The 18,779-nt window shown below is 44.4% G+C and carries 15 protein-coding genes; 3 read left to right on the forward strand and 12 right to left on the reverse strand.

Going from position 1 to position 18,779, the window contains the following annotated elements; all coding sequences use genetic code 11:
* Nucleotides 1-140 precede the first annotated feature (140 nt).
* The 6 genes from ACFPIB_RS13395 to ACFPIB_RS13420 form a co-directional block, all read right to left on the reverse strand.
* Nucleotides 141-1,532, reverse strand: coding sequence for a vWA domain-containing protein (locus tag ACFPIB_RS13395; protein ID WP_378017973.1), 1,392 nt, complete (start codon nt 1,530-1,532; stop codon nt 141-143).
* A gap of 71 nt (nt 1,533-1,603) precedes the next feature.
* Nucleotides 1,604-2,458, reverse strand: a complete 855-nt coding sequence (locus ACFPIB_RS13400; protein WP_378017974.1) for a transketolase — start codon at nt 2,456-2,458, stop codon at nt 1,604-1,606.
* A gap of 124 nt (nt 2,459-2,582) precedes the next feature.
* Nucleotides 2,583-3,155, reverse strand: a complete 573-nt coding sequence (locus ACFPIB_RS13405; RefSeq protein ID WP_378017975.1) for a hypothetical protein — start codon at nt 3,153-3,155, stop codon at nt 2,583-2,585.
* A 94-nt stretch (nt 3,156-3,249) separates the two neighbouring features.
* Nucleotides 3,250-3,702 (reverse strand): thioredoxin-dependent thiol peroxidase, encoded by a 453-nt coding sequence (gene bcp / locus ACFPIB_RS13410; protein WP_378017976.1) that lies wholly within the window; start codon nt 3,700-3,702, stop codon nt 3,250-3,252.
* Between the two features lie 67 nt (nt 3,703-3,769).
* Nucleotides 3,770-5,668, reverse strand: a complete 1,899-nt coding sequence (locus ACFPIB_RS13415; RefSeq protein ID WP_378017977.1) for a M23 family metallopeptidase — start codon at nt 5,666-5,668, stop codon at nt 3,770-3,772.
* Between the two features lie 99 nt (nt 5,669-5,767).
* Nucleotides 5,768-6,379 (reverse strand): fumarylacetoacetate hydrolase family protein, encoded by a 612-nt coding sequence (locus tag ACFPIB_RS13420; RefSeq protein ID WP_378017978.1) that lies wholly within the window; start codon nt 6,377-6,379, stop codon nt 5,768-5,770.
* 224 nt (nt 6,380-6,603) lie between these two features.
* Between ACFPIB_RS13420 and ACFPIB_RS13425 the strand changes: the two genes are divergently transcribed.
* On the forward strand, nt 6,604-7,398 hold the full coding sequence (locus ACFPIB_RS13425; RefSeq protein WP_378017979.1) for a M48 family metallopeptidase: 795 nt from the start codon (nt 6,604-6,606) through the stop codon (nt 7,396-7,398).
* Between the two features lie 17 nt (nt 7,399-7,415).
* A complete protein-coding gene (locus ACFPIB_RS13430) occupies nt 7,416-7,946 on the forward strand; it encodes a hypothetical protein (RefSeq protein WP_378017980.1) in 531 nt (176 codons plus the stop codon).
* 205 nt (nt 7,947-8,151) lie between these two features.
* Here ACFPIB_RS13430 and ACFPIB_RS13435 read toward each other — a convergent pair whose 3' ends face one another.
* Nucleotides 8,152-8,964 carry an exonuclease domain-containing protein gene (locus ACFPIB_RS13435; RefSeq protein ID WP_378017981.1) on the reverse strand — a complete coding sequence of 271 codons (813 nt, stop codon included), beginning with the start codon at nt 8,962-8,964 and terminating at the stop codon, nt 8,152-8,154.
* Between the two features lie 122 nt (nt 8,965-9,086).
* Entirely contained in the window at nt 9,087-10,460 is a 1,374-nt protein-coding gene (locus tag ACFPIB_RS13440) for a UDP-N-acetylmuramate--L-alanine ligase (RefSeq protein WP_378017982.1), read from the reverse strand.
* Nucleotides 10,461-10,777: 317 nt separating this feature from the next.
* On the opposite strand from ACFPIB_RS13440, the gene dnaB reads away from it, so the two are divergent.
* Entirely contained in the window at nt 10,778-12,337 is a 1,560-nt protein-coding gene (gene dnaB, locus ACFPIB_RS13445; protein WP_378017983.1) for a replicative DNA helicase, read from the forward strand.
* A 93-nt stretch (nt 12,338-12,430) separates the two neighbouring features.
* On the opposite strand, the gene ACFPIB_RS13450 is transcribed toward dnaB, so the two are convergent.
* From ACFPIB_RS13450 to hppD, 4 genes are all read right to left on the reverse strand, one after another.
* Complete coding sequence (locus tag ACFPIB_RS13450; RefSeq protein ID WP_378017984.1) at nt 12,431-14,701, reverse strand: monovalent cation:proton antiporter family protein; 2,271 nt, start codon at nt 14,699-14,701, stop codon at nt 12,431-12,433.
* A gap of 323 nt (nt 14,702-15,024) precedes the next feature.
* Complete coding sequence (locus ACFPIB_RS13455) at nt 15,025-16,788, reverse strand: phospho-sugar mutase (protein ID WP_378017985.1); 1,764 nt, start codon at nt 16,786-16,788, stop codon at nt 15,025-15,027.
* Between the two features lie 81 nt (nt 16,789-16,869).
* Entirely contained in the window at nt 16,870-17,421 is a 552-nt protein-coding gene (locus ACFPIB_RS13460) for a hypothetical protein (RefSeq protein WP_378017986.1), read from the reverse strand.
* Nucleotides 17,422-17,503: 82 nt separating this feature from the next.
* Nucleotides 17,504-18,634: a 4-hydroxyphenylpyruvate dioxygenase gene (gene hppD, locus ACFPIB_RS13465; RefSeq protein ID WP_378017987.1), complete on the reverse strand. Its 1,131-nt coding sequence runs from the start codon at nt 18,632-18,634 to the stop codon at nt 17,504-17,506.
* Between the last annotated feature and the right edge of the window lie 145 nt (nt 18,635-18,779).

Genomic DNA, 18,779 nt, shown 5'->3' on the forward strand with positions numbered 1-18,779 from the left:
ATCCTCCCCCAACCCCCTCCAAAGGGGGACTTTAGATCAAATACCTTTCAACTTCCGCATCGTATTTTTTTAGTTCTTACTTAATTTAACATTTCAGATAAAAGTTATTCTACTTTCATCCTTCTACTTGCTACAGAAACCTACTGCCCGAAAAGTTTCAGAGTAGTGGTTTTGCCGCTGGTTATAGTGAAGTTTTTCGTTTCGGTAAACTTGCTGGCGCGGGCGCTTTTGGCGCGGTACACCAGCCGGTATTTTCCGGGAAGCAACGGCAGGTTTATTTTGCTGTTGCTTTCCGGCAGATTATAGATCCATTTCTGGCCGCCTTCGCTATCTATCGTATAAATACTGCCATAGCCTTGTAATTCTGAAGTAACATTCAGCAAACCGGGCATCGGGTAACTTACAATCTTCGTTTCGCCTTGTTTTACCACCACATCATTTAAATAATAGCGCGGTAAGGTCAGTAACTCGATATCGTACTTTCCGGCCAGCAGTTTCTGGGTGGTGCCGTAGGTAGTCCAGGCCAGTGTTTGCGGCGAACCATTCTTTCGAATAATTGCCGTAACCGTGCCGTAAGCCGGAGGCGCTTCCTGTCGGAAATTCAGATAACCCTGCGGTGCGGTAACCGAAAAAACGTTGTGTTTACCTGCTTTTATCTTCAGGTTTTTCTCTACTATCTGCGGAATCGTATTGATTACCAGGTCGTAGTTCAGCAGCGCATCGATGTCCAGAATATCAGTTTTGCCGTTGGCATCCAGGTAGTGCACGTAGTTGTATTCCGGTTCGCCGGTGATGTTATTAATGAACGTCATGTTCACATTCGTTTCTACCGGTTTGCCTTGTTCGTCTTTCAGTTCTACGCTTACCGTGGTGGAGCTCAAAGCGGTAGTTACCACATCGTCCAGCACATTTTCGAACGTTTTAATGTCGGCCGCATTGTAATACTGACCAACACATTCGAACTGCTTCTGAAACTCTTCCGTTGCGCCAATACCAATTACAAACGGCCGCAAAAAGATCCGTTTTTTCTGCAACGCTAATGAAGCTTTACACGGATCGCCTTTGCAACTTTCCAGCCCGTCGGTTATAATAATGATCACGTTCCGGGTGTTGGGCTCAGCAGGAAAATCTTTCGCGCTTTGCTCCAGCGAATAGGTAATTGGCGTGTTTCCCTTCGGCGTAATGGCTTTTATGCGTTTCTTGATCTGATCCGAATTTCCGGGCGCAAAGGCTACTTCCAGTTTGCTGTCTGTGCAGTTATTTTCCTTATTCGGGAATTGGTGACCGTACACGCGCAAAGCCATTTCCAGGTTTTTATGCGTTTTCAGCGAATCTACCATTTTGGTAAGCAATTGCTTGGCCACCGTCATCCGCACGCTGTTTTCCCATTTTGCATTCATACTACCCGAGCCATCGAGCAGAAATAAGATGCGGGTTTTCTTGGGTTTCGGGGTAGGAGCAGGTTTATTTTGGGCCTGCGCCGCGAAACTTAAGAAGAACAGAAAAACGAATAACCGGAAGAAGTTTTGCATAAAATGATTTTTGTTGAAGCAGTTTTTAGCTCCAAAATCATACCGTTTTCAGCCTGCCAGGGTTCGGGAAATTAGTAGTCGCCGGCGGTTTCTGCGGCCTGCAATAACGCTTGCTGCAGCTGCGCATCGTTCGGTGCTACACCGTGCCATTTATGCGAACCCATCATGAAATCGATGCCGTAACCCATCTCGGTATGCATTAATATCATAATTGGCTGGCCCTGAACAGTTAAGCTTTTCGCTTCTTCCAAAGTAGGCAGCAATTCATCAATATTGTTGCCTTGCGTTTCCAAAACTTTCCAACCGAACGCTTCCCACTTGGCGCGCAGGTTGCCTAAGCTCATAACAGCGTCGGTCGGACCATCGATCTGCTGACCATTTACGTCGATCGTAGCAATTAAATTATCTACTTTGTGGTGGTGTGCATACATAGCTGCTTCCCAAACCTGGCCTTCTTCAATTTCACCGTCGCCCATCAGCACGTAAACCAGTTTGTCGTCGTTGTTCAGTTTTTTAGCCTGCGCCGCACCCAAAGCTGCCGATAAACCCTGGCCCAAAGAACCGGAAGCAATACGGATGCCTGGTAAATGTTCGTGCGTGGCTGGGTGACCTTGTAAACGCGAATTCAGTTTACGGAACGTAGCCAGTTCTTTCACATCGAAGTAGCCGGAACGGGCCAAAACGCTGTACCAAACCGGGGAAATGTGGCCGTTGGAAAGGAAGAACAAATCTTCGCCTACGCCATCCATGTCGAATTTCGGGTTGTGGTCCATTACTTTAAAGTAAAGTGTAACCAGGAATTCAGTACAGCCCAGCGAGCCGCCCGGGTGACCGGAATTTACGGCATGCACCATGCGCAGAATGTCGCGGCGCACCTGCGAAGCCATCTGGTTCAGTTCGTCAACGTTTTTGTTAAAAGGGTTCATTGTATATAATTAGGAATTAAGAATTAAAAATTATTAATAAACAATTGAAATCGGTATTGTTTTGGTTGAAAAGTTGATTTTGATTTACAATGTTGTAGTAATATAACCCAACGTTATTTATTGATTAATTTTGCGTAATTTCTATGGTCTTTAAAAAATAATCAAAGTCTATCGGGGAAAGCTTGGTGTTTACAATTTCGTAGGTGATCTCATATTCCAATAGATCTAAAAACACATAATCCTTAAGTATTTTATTCGTTTTATTTTCAATAAGCTGAACCCGGTCGGCATCCCTATCTGCTATTTTTACTGAACTTATACTTTCATGGAAAGGATGAAGATCAGGATTTTTACCTTCCAAATACACCAGAGCAGACATTAGTCGTAAATCTGATGACCTGATACAGCAATCCATTGTATTGGTAATTGGATCATCAGGAGCCTTCGTTTTTATTTTCTTTCCTATACAGAGCCCCATTTTGCACTGCTCAACAACCAAGCTAGGTGGATATTTAAACTTTAATTTGTATGTACGTTTAGATGTATCAACATAACTATACCCATCAATTATAAAAGTTGGCCATTCATGCTTTTTATTATCCTTAAGATCAATAGCTTTTTCTGAATCACCATCATTTTTAGAATTTGAACAGCTTAAAATGAAGAAATATAATATTAAATTAAAAATGTGTTTCATTTTGCTTTAATATCCCAATGGTTTAATTATTCCAAAATGCTACCAATATAAGCCAAAAAGTTGAACCGCGATTTTCACAGTTCAACTTCTTAGGTTAGCTTTTCAGAATTTGGGCCGCGTGGTTTTTCGTGTCCACTTTGGTGATGATGTATTCGATTTTTCCTTCCTCATCTATCACAAAAGTATAGCGCATGGTGCCCATGTATTTGCGGCCGTACATGCTTTTTTCCTGCCACACACCGTATTTCTCCACAATTTCATGTTCCGTATCGGCCAGCAGCGGAAAAGGCAGTTCGTATTTATCTATAAATTTCTGATGTTTCTTTTCGTTGTCTACGCTTACGCCCAAAACCACGTAGCCTTGATTCAGCAGTTCGGTGTAATTATCGCGGAGGCTGCAGGCCTGGGCGGTACAGCCGGGCGTATCGTCTTTCGGGTAAAAGTAAAGCACCACTTTTTTGCCCCGGAAACCGGAAAGTTTCACCGGTTCGCCGTGCTGGTTCTTTACTTCAAAATCGGGAGCAATATCGCCAATCTGTAAGGTCATAAGCTGAAATTTAAAGGAATTCCGAAGATCGTTTTCAAATCTTCAAATCTCCGGATTTTCAAATCAGTTAAATCTTGGTTTTGTAAACCGTTTCGTTCCCCACATTATCTTTCACGCGCAAAACCACATCGCCCGACAAAGGTACCTTTTTATCCAGTTTTTCTGACCACATCAGCGCTTTTTTATGCTCAAATTTCAGTAACACGAATTTGCCGTTTACTTCCAGCTTGTAAGATGCCAGCCCCGAAAGATCGTCGCGCACGCGGAAGGAAATTACATCTTTGTTTTTCATGAGCAATTTTACGGTTGGGGCAGTGGTATCGTTTAAGATCCGGAATTTACCGAGGTTTTTGGTGGTTGTAGTAATGGTTCCGTTTTCCCATTTGCCGCCTTCAAAACCACGGCTTTTACCCCAACCGGCATAATAAACAGAAGCTTTGCTCAGGTCGCCGGTTGGCAGGGTTTTCGGTTTCAGCGTTAATTTTATCGGGCCGAAAAGCGGGGTAAACATATCGTTCACCGTAAAAAAATCGGCGTCCTGACTGGTTTTCAGGTAAAGCGTATCGTACAATGAATTTGCCTGGAAAATCACGTTCACATGGTTATCGGTATAACTCAGTTCCTGGCCGTAAGGCACCACCTGCCGGATACCCGGTTTTTTGGAAATGCCGCAGAACAAGATCGAATCCGGAATACCGCCGCGAACATCATAAAGGTGCACCGTGCCCGCCGCAGTTGCATAACTTGGCAATAAATTGTATTTCTTCAACCCGACAAACAGCTCCACGTTGCGAAACTTGCTGGCCGTATCGTTGGCCGTAACTTTCAGAATATTTTCATCCAGTTCGAAATCGAGTTGCGGCTTTTTAGGCTTTTTTGTGGTGCCCGCAAACTGCGGTTTCTGGCCGATAATGGTAAAGCGCAGCGTGGTGGTATTCTGGTAAGTGTCTTTCAGCGTCAGCACTACGTCGTTTTTTGTGTTCGGCTTAATATAGAATTTGCCTTTCTGAAAAGTCTGGGAATAGATCGGTAAGCCGTTGCCATCGTCCACATAGCACTTTTCGAAGCTTTTTCCATAGCGTTTCAGCACTTCGTAATTAATATGGCAGGAAACCTGGCGGCTTTTTTCCAGCGGAATAGCATCTATATAATGACTGTAAACCAGTTTGCCGTTCACAGTCAGATCCACTTGTTGTACGCCATTCTTGTTTTCAGCTTTGTCTAATCGGTCCCAGGCCATCATTTCCAGCCCAAGCTGCCCGTGCGCAAAAACGGTATCTTTCAGGCTGTAAAAACTGCCGGCTTTGGTTGGTACAAATTCAAATCTGCCGAATTCGTTATTTACCCGGCCATCAATAGAAAGCGTTTTAAGGGCAATTTTATTAATGGTTGGCGCAATTTTATCCTGAATCTCCGGAAATTTGAACTTCAGAACGTTGTATTGCACATCGTCTTTGTCGCGGATCTCGAAGTGCAAATGCGGACCGCCGGAGCCGCCGGTGTTGCCGCTATAACCAATAATATCACCTTTCTTAAATTTGAAAATATCTTTTTCGGGCTTCAGTTCCAGCTCAAAACTCTGATATTCGTACTGCTTGCGCAGCATAAAACCGGCAATTGGTTCTGCAAAACGCTGTAAATGCCCGTAAACCGTTACCAGCCCGTTCGGGTGCGTTAAATAAACCACGTTGCCATAACCGTAGCTCGATTGTTTGTAGCGCGAAACGTAACCATCGGCGGCCGCATAAACCGGCAAACCTTCCACGCCATCGGTCTTAATATCGATGCCACCGTGAAAGTGGCTCGGCCGGATCTCACCCATGCTGCCCGAAAGGAAATTCTGCTGACCAGGTTTAATCGGGAACAGGAAATAATCTAAAGGTACATCGGCCGGAATCTGGGCCAACGCAGAAAAAACGGTACTGAAAAACGCAAAAAAACTCGCTGCAAAAAATCTGAACTTCAAAACAAAAGGTAATTAAAAATTAGCAATGAGAAATTAGAAATTAAAGATTCATAATGATAGTTCGCATTTTCAAATCTTCAAATTTCCAGATCTTCAAATTTACTTCACTTCAAAATCGAGCATTTTATCGTTTTCGATAAAACCTTCCAGCCGGTCGCCGATCTTAACCGGGCCTACACCGGCAGGCGTTCCGGTAAAAATAATGTCGCCTTTTTTCAGTGTAATGTATCTGGAAATGAAGGCAATAATATCGGCAAACTTGTGCATCATCAACTCAGAATTACCTTGCTGCCGCACTTCGCCATTTATTTTCAGGCTGAAATTGATGTTATTCTGATCCGGGAAATCGGAAACGGGTTTGAATTCGGAAACAGGGGCGGAGCCGTTAAATTCTTTGGCCAGCGTCCAGGGTAAACCTTTGGCTTTAGCTTTGGACTGCAGATCGCGGGCGGTAAAATCTACGCCCAGGCCAATGCCATCGTAATAATTCTGCGCAAATTTCGGCTGAATATTCTTTCCTTCCTTGCTGATTCTCAAGATCAGTTCAATTTCGTGGTGAATGTCGTTCGAGAAATCGGGGAAGTAAAAAGGCGCGTTCTGACGCAGTAAAGCGGTATCGGGCTTGGTAAAAATTACCGGTTCGTCCGGAATTTCGTTTTTCAGTTCGGCAATATGGTCGGCGTAATTACGGCCAATGCAAAGTATTTTCATAGCAGGGAATTTCTTCCTTCAAAAGTAAAACTTAATTTTCAGGGAAAACAGGCTAACCCGCAAGTTTATTGCCCGGCTCCAAAAAACACCGCTTACGAATATTCTACCCAACAGGATTTTCAGCCGGAAGCAAACATTTTATATAGCAAAAAACGTATAGAGGTGCAATTGCCTTATGGCGAATTAAAAACGCTATCTTTTTCAGACTAAAAAGTAGAATAATTATGTTAAGAAAAATTTTCCTTGCCAGTTGCTTGTTTGCTGCCGTTAGCTGTTCCACCGTTCCGGTTACCGGCCGCCGCCAGCTCGATCTGGTCCCAGATTCGCAAATGCTTTCCATGAGCTTCAGCGAATACGATGCCTTCCTGAAACAAAACCGTCTTTCTTCCGATGCTGCCAATACGGCCATGGTAAAAAGGGTGGGGCAACGCATTCAGCAGGCCGTAGAAAGTTACATGGCGCAGAACAATTTAAGCAACGAACTGGCTGGTTTTCAGTGGGAATTTAACCTCGTGGAAGATAATACACCAAATGCCTGGTGTATGCCCGGTGGTAAAGTGGTGGTTTACACCGGTATTCTGCCCTTAACTCAAAACGAAACCGGCCTGGCCGTAGTAATGGGCCACGAAATTGCGCACGCCATTGCCAAACATGGTAACGAACGTATGAGTCAGGGCCTGGCGCAGCAATTAGGTGGCGTAGCTTTAGACGTAGCCCTGTCGCAGAAACCGGCTCAAACCCGCAACCTGTTCTTAACTTCTTATAATGTTGGTTCGGGTTTAGGGTTATTGAAATACGGTCGCACGCAGGAATCTGAAGCGGACCATTTAGGCTTGATCTTCATGGCTATGGCTGGTTACGATCCGCAACAGGCAATTCCGTTTTGGGAACGCATGGCAGCTAAAAGTGGCGGACAGGCGCCTCCGGAATTTTTATCTACCCACCCTTCCGACCAAACTCGTATAAATGATTTGCGGCGGTTAATGCCAGAAGCCATGAAATATTATAAACCACGCTAAAACGGTAGGGTAAAGCCATGAAAAAGTACGCATTCATTTTTAGTATAGCCGTGTTATTCGGTTCGGCCTGCCAGCGCGAAGGCAATTTTCCGGAAGTAACGAACATGCCGGTAGAGAAGAACGGTGAAAAAGCCGTAGCCGGAAAATTACTCGGGCAAATGATCTTCGACAGCGTAACGTACGCCGTGCCGCAGGAAAAATTGCTGCAACCGTTCATCGATGAATTTGGCGATGGCACCGTAGTAGATCATGCGCAGATCAGAAGGGTGCAGGCAACTAAAAATGATAAGCCGTACTATTATGCCGTAGGAATTGGCCAGAAAAACGGCGAATTCCGGATGATGGCTTTAGAGCTCCATGTTTCCGAAGATAACAGTTTATACGTAAGCCCCGACTCCCGGAAATACATTACCACTAGCCGCGATTGCGATTTCTGCCTGTTCACCTACGATCACAACGTAATAACCGGTTCCGAATGCCAGGAAGAATCTAGCGCCGGTGCCTGTTCCTATACCGTAGCGGAAAGCAATAATTTTATGCGCAGGTAATATGTGGAAGAAGATCATTCTAACCGCCATTGTAGTTCTTGCTGCCACCACGTTGGCCGGCGATAAGCGGCAGAAAAAGAAATAAAAACGGTATGGTTTTAAGGTAAAAAAGTCTGGCAGTAATGCCAGACTTTTTTATTATTTGCGTGGCCAGATATTTCCAAAAGTTAACATCTGATTTTTTGTAGACCTTAAAAGGAATATTTTAAGCTTTGAACATGGTAACGCCGCGCAGTTTTATTTTCGTCAAAACTTTTTTGGTATAAAGCGGAAACTCGCCTTTCATCATCCAATCATAATAACTCGGTTCCTTTGCCAGCACATCTTCCACCGGCATATTTTTATATTTCCCGAAATTGAAAACTTCACGGCCAGCGTTATTGTAAACTATCCGGCCCGAAAGATCGGCAGTGTTCTGCGCCGTAAATTTGTGAAGCTGCTGCATATCATTACAAACCGGAAAAACCTCTTTCAGATCCGCCGAAACCATGCTCACGTTTTCATACCGCTGGATCTGCGCTTTCAGAATTTCATAAGTTGCCACAGTATCGGCTTCGGCGCTGTGCGCATTATTCAGCGCTTTGTCGCAGTAAAATTTGTAAGCCGCGCTTAAAGTTCGTTGCTCCATCTGGTGAAAAATACGGCAAACATCTACCACTGCGCGGTTTGAAATATCGAATTCAATATCGCAACGCAGAAACTCCTCGGCCAGTAACGGAATATCGAACTTCAGCAAATTATAACCACCCAGATCGCAGCCTTGCATAAACTCGTGCAGGTTCTTCGCCACTTTCGCAAACGTCGGGCAATCCTTTACGTCATCGTCGTAAATCTTATGGATCATGCTCGATTCCAGCGGAATAGGAATGGTTGGGTTGATCTTGCGCGTTTTCAGAATTTCTTCCCCATCCGGCGTCACTTTCAGCACACTGATCTCCACAATGCGATCTTTACAAATATCGGTTCCGGTAGTTTCCAGATCGAAAAACACAATGGGTTTTCTCAGGTTCAGCTTCATGGTTTAATGATTAATGACGAATGATTAATGAATAATATTCTCAAAAACGGTATCAGAATGGATTGAAAAAGTCAGGTATTACAGCTCCCCTCCTTAAAAAGGAGGGGTTGGGGGTGGTTGGTCTACAAAACCTTCTCCGTCAAACCTTTAAAATCCAGGTTATCATAATTCCCCGAACTCATCAGCAGCAGATTCTTTTCTTTCCAATCCTGGTTCTCAATAAATTCCTGTAGCGATCTGCTGTCCGTGAAAACCTTGATATTCGGATTTTTGAACGCCTCTTTGATTTGGTTTTCATCCAGCATTTCCATGCGCTTATGCTCCACCGTTTTCGGGTTGAAATACACTACCGGCACATCGGCCGCATTTAATGCTCCGGCATATTGCGGCAGGAAAGCTTTGTTCAGGCTGCTGAAGGTATGCAATTCTAAACAAGCAACCAACGTTCGGTTCGGGAATTGTTTTTTCAGAGCTTCAGTAGTGGCTTTTACTTTGGAAGGCGCATGCGCGAAATCGCGGTAAATTACGGTAGAATTGCTTTCGCCTAACTTTTCCAACCGTTTGGCCGCACCTTTAAAAGTAGCCAGCGCTTCGTAAAATGCTTGACCCTTTATGCCAAGTTCTTTGCAAACTTCCTTCGCCGCGCTGATATTCCGCAAATTATGTTCCCCAAAGATTTGAATTTCAACTGGATCTTTCTTCGTAGTTAAATAAGTCTTACCGTTTTTGATCTTGTGCTCATGCACGCCGTAACCAATAAATTTCGAATCCTGGGTACGCGGAACGCAAACGTGCGCCACCTGTTCATCGTCCTGGTTGTAAATCATTACACCCGCTTTCGGGGTCATGTCAGCAAAAATACGGAACTGCTCACGGTAAATTTTTTCGTCCGGAAACACGTTAATATGATCCCAGGAAATGCCGGAAATTACCCCGATGTGATGGTGATACAAATGGAATTTCGGAACCCGCTGAATCGGGGAAGACAAATATTCGTCGCCTTCAATAATGATGATCGGCGCATCTTCCGTCAGCTTTACCATGTTCTTAAAACCTTCCAGCTGTGCACCCACGGCGTAATCAAATTTCCGGTTATGGTACTGCAAAACGTGCATGATAATGCTGGTAATGGACGTTTTGCCATGGCTGCCACCAATTACAATGCGCTGCTTGTTTTTGCTTTGCTCGTAAATAAATTCCGGAAACGAATAAACCGGAATGTTCAATTCCTGCGCTTTTAAAAGTTCCGGATTATCGGCGCGCGCGTGCATGCCAACAATAACCGCATCCAGGTCCGAAGTGATCTTTTCCGGGAACCAGCCTTCTTTTTCGGGTAAAAGGCCGGCCGCCGCTAAACGGTTTTTGGCGGGTTCAAAAATTTCGTCGTCAGAACCGGTAACCTGCAGGCCTTTTTCTGCTAAAGCCAAAGCCAGGTTGTGCATAATACTGCCACCGGTAGCAATTAAATGAATGCGTTTATAGTCGTTCGAAAGCATAAATTAGCATTGTAGGTAAGCAAAAGTACGAAAATAAACTTCTTCGCCTATGCGTGGTTTTTATTTTTAAAAGCTTCCGTCAGTTAAAACAGACGGCGATGGATATTCTGGAAATTTTTATGTAAGAGCTGGAAATGCATTGCCGTTAACTTCAGCCAACGGTTGCAGAAATATAGCGAAAACGGTATGGTTTAAGGCTGAAAAAGTAGTGCGAAATTAATTCACTGGCTTTCAGGAAGCTGAAATTTTTGTGTATAAGTTGTGTATTATTCCGCCGGTTTTTGATGTAGATTTGTTTGAATAAGGAAGAAAAGGCTATGGAAGAGAATAAAGTGAAGTTTCAGACAAAACCGAAGACGGGTTGGAACGCAAAATCGGTGGTACCGGCAGGTGTGGGCAAATTACCGCCCCAGGCACTGGAGTTGGAAGAAGCAGTTTTAGGCGCTTTAATGCTCGAAAAAGACGCTTTAACCACCGTGATCGATATTCTGCGTCCGCAAAGTTTTTACAAGGAGGCGCACCAGAAAATTTTCTCCGCCATTGTCGGCCTTTTCGATAAATCGGAACCGATCGATATTTTAACGGTAGTAACCGAACTGCGCGAACGCGGCGAGCTCGAATTTGTTGGCGGCCCGTATTACATTTCGCAGCTCACTACCCGCGTAAACTCCGCGGCTAACATCGAGTTTCACGCCCGTATCATTTCCGAAAATTCCATCAAACGCGAACTGATCGGTATTTCCTCCGAAGTGCTGAGCAAAGCTTACGAAGATACTACCGACGTCTTCGATCTTTTAGATAGAACTGAAGCACAACTTTTCGAAGTTTCTGAATCGAACATCCGGAAGAATTTCGACGATATGCGTTCGTTGATGGTAAAAGCGATCAAGGAACTCGAAGTAAAGAAAAATCAGAAAGAAGGCTTAACCGGCGTTCCTTCCGGCTTTACCGCTTTAGACCGTGTAACTTCCGGCTGGCAACCTTCCGACTTAATTATCCTGGCGGCTCGTCCGGGTATGGGTAAAACGGCGTTCGTAGTTTCGGCCATGCGGAATGCGGCGGTAGAATTTAAAAAACCGGTTGCTATTTTCTCCCTGGAGATGTCTTCGCTTCAGCTCGTAAATCGTCTTATTTCGGCGGAAGCAGAACTCGATTCGGAGAAGATCAAAAAAGGGAACTTAGAGGAATACGAGTGGGCGCAGCTTAACCATAAAATTGCCAAACTTTCGGAAGCGCCAATTTATATTGACGATACCCCAGGTCTTTCTATCCGGGAGCTTCGTACCAAATGCCGCCGCTTAAAAGCGCACCATGACATTCAGATGGTTATTATTGACTATTTGCAGCTAATGACCGGCTCAACTGACGGTAAAGGACCAGGAAACCGTGAACAGGAAATTGCTTCCATCTCCCGGGCTTTGAAAATGATTGCGAAGGAATTGAGTGTGCCGGTTATTGCGCTTTCGCAGTTAAGCCGTGCCGTAGAAACCCGTGGTGGCGACAAAAAACCAATGCTTTCCGACTTACGTGAATCCGGTTCTATTGAGCAGGATGCGGATATGGTTGTGTTCCTTTACCGCCCTGAATACTACAAAATTACCGAAGATGAAATGGGTAACCCAACTGCCGGTACCGGTGAGGTAATTATTGCCAAACACCGGAACGGTTCCCTGGAAAACGTGATCCTGAAATTTATCGGTAAATACACTAAATTTGCGGATCTGGACGGCGATTTCAATTCCGAATTTAATCCGGGAAGTTTCTCAGCTACGAGCACTTTTGAAAGTGAAACGCCGGGAACGATCCGTTTAGGCAGCAAAATGAACGACGGAGGAGGTTTCCCAAGCTCCGCTTTTGACGAAGAACCGCCGTTTTAAAACGGTATCATTTTAAGATGAAAAAGTAAAGGCTCCACATTTTGCGGAGCCTTCTTTATTTTAAAAACGGTATCAAATTTCATCAGAAAACAATCACGCCGTATTCAGTTTCTGAATTTTCTGTTTTTCACCTACAATCCATACAATATCGCCCCATTCAAAAGTGGTGGTTGAGGTTGGGTTCAGAATACGTTCATGGTTGCGCTCAATACCAACTACTAAGCCATTCGTGCGTTCTCTTATACCTGAACTTAGCACCGTTTGGCCTTTTAATCGGTTATGTTCATCCACCACAATTTTTTGAACTACAATGTCTTCTACGTTTGGCGTTGCGGCTTCAATCTGTTCCTGCATATCAAAAACCGGCTTAAACGCCTGTATCTGTTCGTCGGTAGCAATAATGCCCACATGATCGAAGGGTAAGAGTTTGTTATTTTTTCCGGGCGCATAAATGAGTTTATCGCCCCGTTTTATGTAGGCAATATTTACCCCGTAATTTTCACGCCAAGCCAACTCCAGCAGGTTTTTACCAATGTACGCTGCCTGCGGGCTCACTTCCAGATCTATTAAATGCGCATCCCAGGGCGAAAGATCAGATTGCGGACTGAAATGCTTACTCAGAATATTTTCTGTGCCCGATAACTTTTCTGCTTCGGCTTTTTCGCGGGCATTCAGGTTGCTTAAGAAACGGCCTTCCAGACGCTGGTAAAAGTTTTGTATCCGCTTCGAGAAAAGGAACATAACAATAATAATGATCGGAACGGCTACCAGAATGGCGGCCATGGCAGTAAACAAACGATCTACCCAAACCGCGATAATGATAATGCCAAAAACCATCCGGATGATCGCGAGTACCAGCAAAGGTCCCTGGCTGTATTTTTTTTCAAGCCAAAGCTCGGCAAAACCCATTTTATTGGGCTGTTTAGTCATGAAAGCCCAGAGAAAAGGAGCGGCAAGGCCCAGCGAAATCACCAGGGTAATGATGCTGCCCAGAATTTCATTTTCAACGGTTTCCTTTAAAAACGGTAGCAAAAACTTAATGGAAAGTAACATCAGCGCGAGCAACACAATACCGTTGGTAAGCGCAATTTTCAGGTAAGCTTTTGTTAGTTTTTTCCAGTAGCTTTCAGCTTGTATATTCTGAGTGCCGGCGGAATATTTATTCAATGCCACCAGCCACTTTTCGGGTATTATTTTGGAAATAAAATTATAAACATGATCCGAATACTTGATCATGTAAGGCGTAGTAAATGTGGTAATGGCCGAAGCGCCAACCGCAACCGGGAAAATGAAATCGGAAGTTACGCCTAAAGAAAGACCGAGAGCCGCCACAATGAACGCAAATTCCCCGATCTGCGCCATACTCATGCCCACTTGTACGGCCTGCTTGAGTGGTTGCCCGGAAAGCAAAGCGCCCAATGTGGTACTGAAAAATTTGCCGAATAAAGTTAGCAGCGTTACAAACAGTACCGGCCAGCGATATTCCAGGATCATTTCCGGATCGATCAACATGCCCACCGATACAAAGAAAATAGCACCGAAAAGATTTTTAACTGGCGTCAGAATGTGTTCAACTTTTTCGGCGGCTGTTGTTTCAGCCAGAATTGAACCCATAATAAACGCACCTAATTCAGCCGAAAAACCGGCCTGTGTAGCCAGCATAACCATGCCCAGGCAAAGCCCGATAGAAAGGATCAGCAGCGTTTCATCGTCGAGCAGCGGTTTTACTCTTTTGAGCAGCGTTGGTAAAAGGAAAATGCCGGCAATAAACCACAATGCCAGGAAAAAAAGCAGTTTCAGTACCGTAAAAGCCATTTCTGTGCCCTGAAATTGCTGGGTAACGGCAATGGTAGAGAGCAAAACCATCAGTAAGATCACCACAATATCTTCCACCACCAGCACGCCAAAAACAATGCGGGCAAAGAGTTTGGTTTTAACCCCAAGTTCATCGAAAGCTTTGATGATGATTGTAGTGGAAGAACTGGCCAGCATACCGCCTAAGAACAAGCTATCCATGGTAGACCAACTCATCAGTTTGCCAAGAAAAAAGCCGGTTATCGTAATAAAAAATATTTCTACAAAGGCAGTGATGCTGGCAGAGCCTCCAACCCGCATTAGTTTCTTAAAGCTGAATTCCAGACCTAAACTAAAAAGCAGGAAAATAACTCCGATCTCAGCAAGAGTTTCTACGTTTTCGGTATCTATTACCGAAGGCGTAAGCGACAAATGCGGCCCAACAAGTAAGCCTGCAATAATATAACCCAGAACGAGGGGCTGTTTAATGCTTCGGAAAAGTAAAGTAGTAATTGCACCAACAATAAGGATCAATGCGAGGTCTTCTATCAATTTTGGTAAATGGCCCATGCAATAATTGTAGATTTCGGTTTAGGATAATATACTGATTAAATGGCAAAACAGCTACTTTATTGTAAGAAATATTTAAAAACGAATATGTTTATTCGGGAAGTACAGCATGCCCTCAGTTTATTGAAAATTTTGCCGGCTTGGTTAATTTGGCCTGCCTGTAGCTACCCGAAAATGATCGAAATTTGTTTATGGGTTTAATGCCGCTAACCCAACCGTTTTTCTTAATTGCGGTATTTTTCTTAAACGAAAAACGGTAGGTTCAGACACAAAAAAACCTGAAGTCTTCACATCAGGTTTTTTTTATTAGCAGCTCATAGAGCTTATTTCAGTTTCAGATCCAAAATGATCGCGTTAATTTTATCGGTTAGTTGCTGATTTACCAGGTCGTAATCTTCAGCTTTTTCCAGTTTTTCGTTCACGCTGAAGTAGAATTTGATCTTCGGTTCGGTGCCGCTTGGTCTTGCAGAAATTTTAGAGCCATCGGCGGTCAGGAACTGCAGTACGTTGGAACTTTCCGTTGTGGTTTTGCTTTCTGCGCCGGTCTCAAAATTTTTGATCTGGCCGGTTTTAAAATCACGCAGTTCCACCACTTTGGAACCGTTTATTTCCATCGGCGGATTAGCCCGTAGATCGCTCATCATCTGGGCAATTTCTTTGGCGCCGTTCATGCCTTTTTTGGTGATCGAAAGGAGGTCTTCTTTGTAAAACCCGAATTCCTTATACATCTCGATCATCAGCTCGAATAAAGTTTTTTCCTGATCTTTGGCTGCCGCCGCCATTTCCGCGATCATCGCGCAGGATGCCACGCCATCCTTATCACGCACAAAATCACCGATCATGTAACCGTAGCTTTCTTCTCCGCCCGCAATGTAAGTAGTGCCGGCGCCACTCGTTTCCTGCTCGCGAATTACTTCGGCAATATATTTAAAGCCGGTCAGGGTTTCGTAGTTCGTTACGCCCATTTTCTCGGCAATGCGGTTAATCAGGTCGGTGGTTACAATGGTATTTACTACGTATTCCTTGCCGGTAATTTTGCCCGCTTTTTTCCAGGCGTTCAGCATGTAATAGATCAGCAAACTGCCGGTTTGGTTACCATTTAAAAGCACAAATTCGCCTTTCAGATCTTTTACGGCAATGCCTACGCGGTCCGCATCCGGGTCAGTAGCTAAAACCAGATCCGCATCAATTTGCTTCGCTTTTTCTACGGCCAGTTTCATGGCGTCTTTTTCTTCCGGATTCGGATAGATCACCGTCGGGAAATTGCCATCCGGCGTAGCCTGTTCTTCCACAATAGTTACGTTGTTAAAGCCGAACATTTGCAATGCGCGCGGCACCAACGTAATGCCCGTTCCGTGCAACGGCGTGTACACAATTTTCAGGTTATGCTGGCGGTGTATAGCTTCCCTGGAAACCGAAAGTGAAGCGACTTTCTGCAGATATTTTTCGTCGATATCCGCACCGATCACGTGAATTTTCTCCGGATTGCCCTGGAATTTCACGTCCTCGATCGAGGTGATGGCGTTTACTTCGGCAATAATGTTTTTATCGTGCGGAGCGGTTACCTGCGCGCCGTCGGTCCAGTAGGCTTTGTAACCGTTGTATTCTTTCGGGTTATGGCTTGCCGTTAAAACCACGCCGCTCTGACAACCTAATTCGCGGATCGTAAACGATAATTCCGGAGTAGGGCGGAGGCCTTCAAAAAAGTAAACTGTAATGCCGTTGGCTGAAAAAACATCTGCCACGATCTCGGCAAACGTATCGGAATTATTACGGCTATCGTGCGCAATGGCTACTTTAATTTCTTCATTCGGAAAAGATTTCAGCAGGTAATTGCTTAAACCCTGCGTAGCCATGCCCAGCGTATAACGGTTCATGCGGTTAGAACCTACGCCCATAATGCCGCGTAAGCCGCCGGTACCAAATTCAAGGTCCTGGTAAAAAGCATCGTTCAGGGCATCGATCTGTTCGGTTTCTAAAAACTGCCGGATCGCCGTTTTGGTTTCTTCGTCGTAGTTTCCTTCCAGCCAGGTGTTTACGCGTTGCTGAGCTGCATCTACTAAGGTTATGTTTTTTTCCAGATTCATATGCAAGTAGGTTAGATTAAGGGTTGGCGCATTTAAAAGGAAATGCACGTAACAAAAACGGTAGGAAAAATAGTGAAAAAACTAATATTGCAGGTTGTAGTCCACTAAGTTTGGAAGCGTGTTCGCTACCTTTTCGAACTTCCAGGCTTTTTTATACTTCTTGAAAAGCATGGTTTTGCCATAGCTTTGTTTATGCAGAAATCCTTTTTCACGGCTTTCGCTGCCTAACGCAATTTGGCTAAGTACGGTTACAAGCCCATAATTGCTTTCCGGTTGGTTAATTTGCATTACCCGTAAAAAAATCATGTCTTCGCGGCGGGCCGGGTCAAAGATCTCCTGCTGGGTTTTCAGTTCGAATTTTACGTTTTTAAATTGCGGAACCAGTTTTTCTGTCAGGTACACAGGCTCTTTGCTAAGGTCATCCAGCGATACCATTTTATCATACAGAAAAACGGTTCTATCACCCTTCAATTCCGGATATTCGGGCAGGAAATCCGGGTCTGAAACGGCTATGCGCAGGGCTTCTTTTAAAAGACCTTTCTGATCTCGCGTGAATTCAGTTTGAGCCTGGCTGAAAAAGGAAAGCAGAAAAAAGCCGCAAAACGCTATAAGAAATCGGTTAAAAAGTGCCATACATTCAGATTTTATGAAGCGAAAAAAACACCTCCACTTCGCAGCAGAGGTGTTTCTGTAAATACTAGTCGTAAAATTTGGCTTACAGGTTGCCTCGCAGCGCCTGCTCGCGCTCAATAGATTCGAACAAAGCTTTAAAATTACCTTTACCGAACGCTTTCGCGCCTTTACGCTGAATAATTTCGTAGAAAACAGTTGGGCGGTCTTCTACCGGTTTGGTAAAGATCTGCAGTAAATAACCTTCGTCGTCGCGGTCTACCAGAATGTTCAGCTTGCGCAGATCATACAGGTCTTCATCAATATTTCCCACGCGGGCAATCAGGTCATCATAATACGTATCTGGCACCACCAGGAATTCCACGCCGCGGTTACGCAGTTCAGAAACGGTATGCAGAATGTCGTAAGTAGCTACAGCAATGTGCTGCACGCCGGCGCCGTGATAGAAATCCAGGTATTCTTCGATCTGCGATTTTTTCTTGCCTTCGGCTGGTTCGTTGATCGGGAATTTTACGTAACCGTTTCCGTTGGAAACCACCTTGCTCATTAAAGCAGAGTATTCGGTAGAAATATCTTCATCATCGAAGGTGATAAGCAATTTAAAGCCCAGAACATCTTCATAGAATTTCACCCACTGGTTCATTTCGCCCCAACCTACGTTACCAACGCAGTGGTCTACGTATTTCAGGCCAACCGGCGTAACCGGGAAAGTGCTTTTCTTCGCTACGTAACCCGGCATAAATGCGCCTTTGTAGTTTTTACGCTCCACAAATGTATGGATGGTTTCGCCGTAAGTATGGATCGAAGCGGTTTTTACTTCGCCGAATTCGTCGGTTAACGTTTTAGGTTCAGCAGCTGGTTTTGCGCCGCGTTTAACAGTTTCGTTGAAAGATTTTTCAGCATCATCTACCCACAGGGCCATTACTTTCACGCCGTCGCCGTGCTGGGCCACGTGCTTGGTAATGTCTGAATTTGGATCTAAGGAAGTAGTAAGCACAAGGCGGATTTTTTCCTGCTGCAATACGTAAGAAGCACGATCACGCACGCCGGTTTCCGGACCTGCATAAGCGATCAGTTCAAAACCGAAAGCGGCCTGGTAAAAGTATGCGCTCTGCTTGGCGTTGCCTACATAAAACTCTATATAATCGGTACCGTTAAGGGGTAAAAAATCTACTGCAGTTTCGGGTGCAGAAGCCTGAGCTGTTTCCTGATTCATGATAAATAAAACTTTAAAATGAGTGTTTGCCGTAAATTTAAGAATTTAAGTGGTATTTGAAAAGCAGAAAATTATTTCGGAATTTTTGCCTTATTAATTTGCAATTCGCGCTGGTAGTTTTAAAATTTGTATAAAATCAATCTGA

The sequence above is a fragment of the Adhaeribacter terreus genome (assembly GCF_042657365.1).
GTDB lineage: Bacteria > Bacteroidota > Bacteroidia > Cytophagales > Hymenobacteraceae > Adhaeribacter_A > Adhaeribacter_A terreus.

Coding starts and splice junctions, on each gene's coding strand:
- ACFPIB_RS13395 (WP_378017973.1), bottom strand. CDS start 1,532: ATGCAAAACTTCTTCCGGTTATTCGTTTTTCTGTTCTTCTTAAGTTTC.
- ACFPIB_RS13400 (WP_378017974.1), bottom strand. CDS start 2,458: ATGAACCCTTTTAACAAAAACGTTGACGAACTGAACCAGATGGCTTCG.
- ACFPIB_RS13405 (WP_378017975.1), bottom strand. CDS start 3,155: ATGAAACACATTTTTAATTTAATATTATATTTCTTCATTTTAAGCTGT.
- bcp (WP_378017976.1), bottom strand. CDS start 3,702: ATGACCTTACAGATTGGCGATATTGCTCCCGATTTTGAAGTAAAGAAC.
- ACFPIB_RS13420 (WP_378017978.1), bottom strand. CDS start 6,379: ATGAAAATACTTTGCATTGGCCGTAATTACGCCGACCATATTGCCGAA.
- ACFPIB_RS13425 (WP_378017979.1), top strand. CDS start 6,604: ATGTTAAGAAAAATTTTCCTTGCCAGTTGCTTGTTTGCTGCCGTTAGC.
- ACFPIB_RS13430 (WP_378017980.1), top strand. CDS start 7,416: ATGAAAAAGTACGCATTCATTTTTAGTATAGCCGTGTTATTCGGTTCG.
- ACFPIB_RS13435 (WP_378017981.1), bottom strand. CDS start 8,964: ATGAAGCTGAACCTGAGAAAACCCATTGTGTTTTTCGATCTGGAAACT.
- ACFPIB_RS13440 (WP_378017982.1), bottom strand. CDS start 10,460: ATGCTTTCGAACGACTATAAACGCATTCATTTAATTGCTACCGGTGGC.
- dnaB (WP_378017983.1), top strand. CDS start 10,778: ATGGAAGAGAATAAAGTGAAGTTTCAGACAAAACCGAAGACGGGTTGG.
- ACFPIB_RS13450 (WP_378017984.1), bottom strand. CDS start 14,701: ATGGGCCATTTACCAAAATTGATAGAAGACCTCGCATTGATCCTTATT.
- ACFPIB_RS13455 (WP_378017985.1), bottom strand. CDS start 16,788: ATGAATCTGGAAAAAAACATAACCTTAGTAGATGCAGCTCAGCAACGC.
- ACFPIB_RS13460 (WP_378017986.1), bottom strand. CDS start 17,421: ATGGCACTTTTTAACCGATTTCTTATAGCGTTTTGCGGCTTTTTTCTG.
- hppD (WP_378017987.1), bottom strand. CDS start 18,634: ATGAATCAGGAAACAGCTCAGGCTTCTGCACCCGAAACTGCAGTAGAT.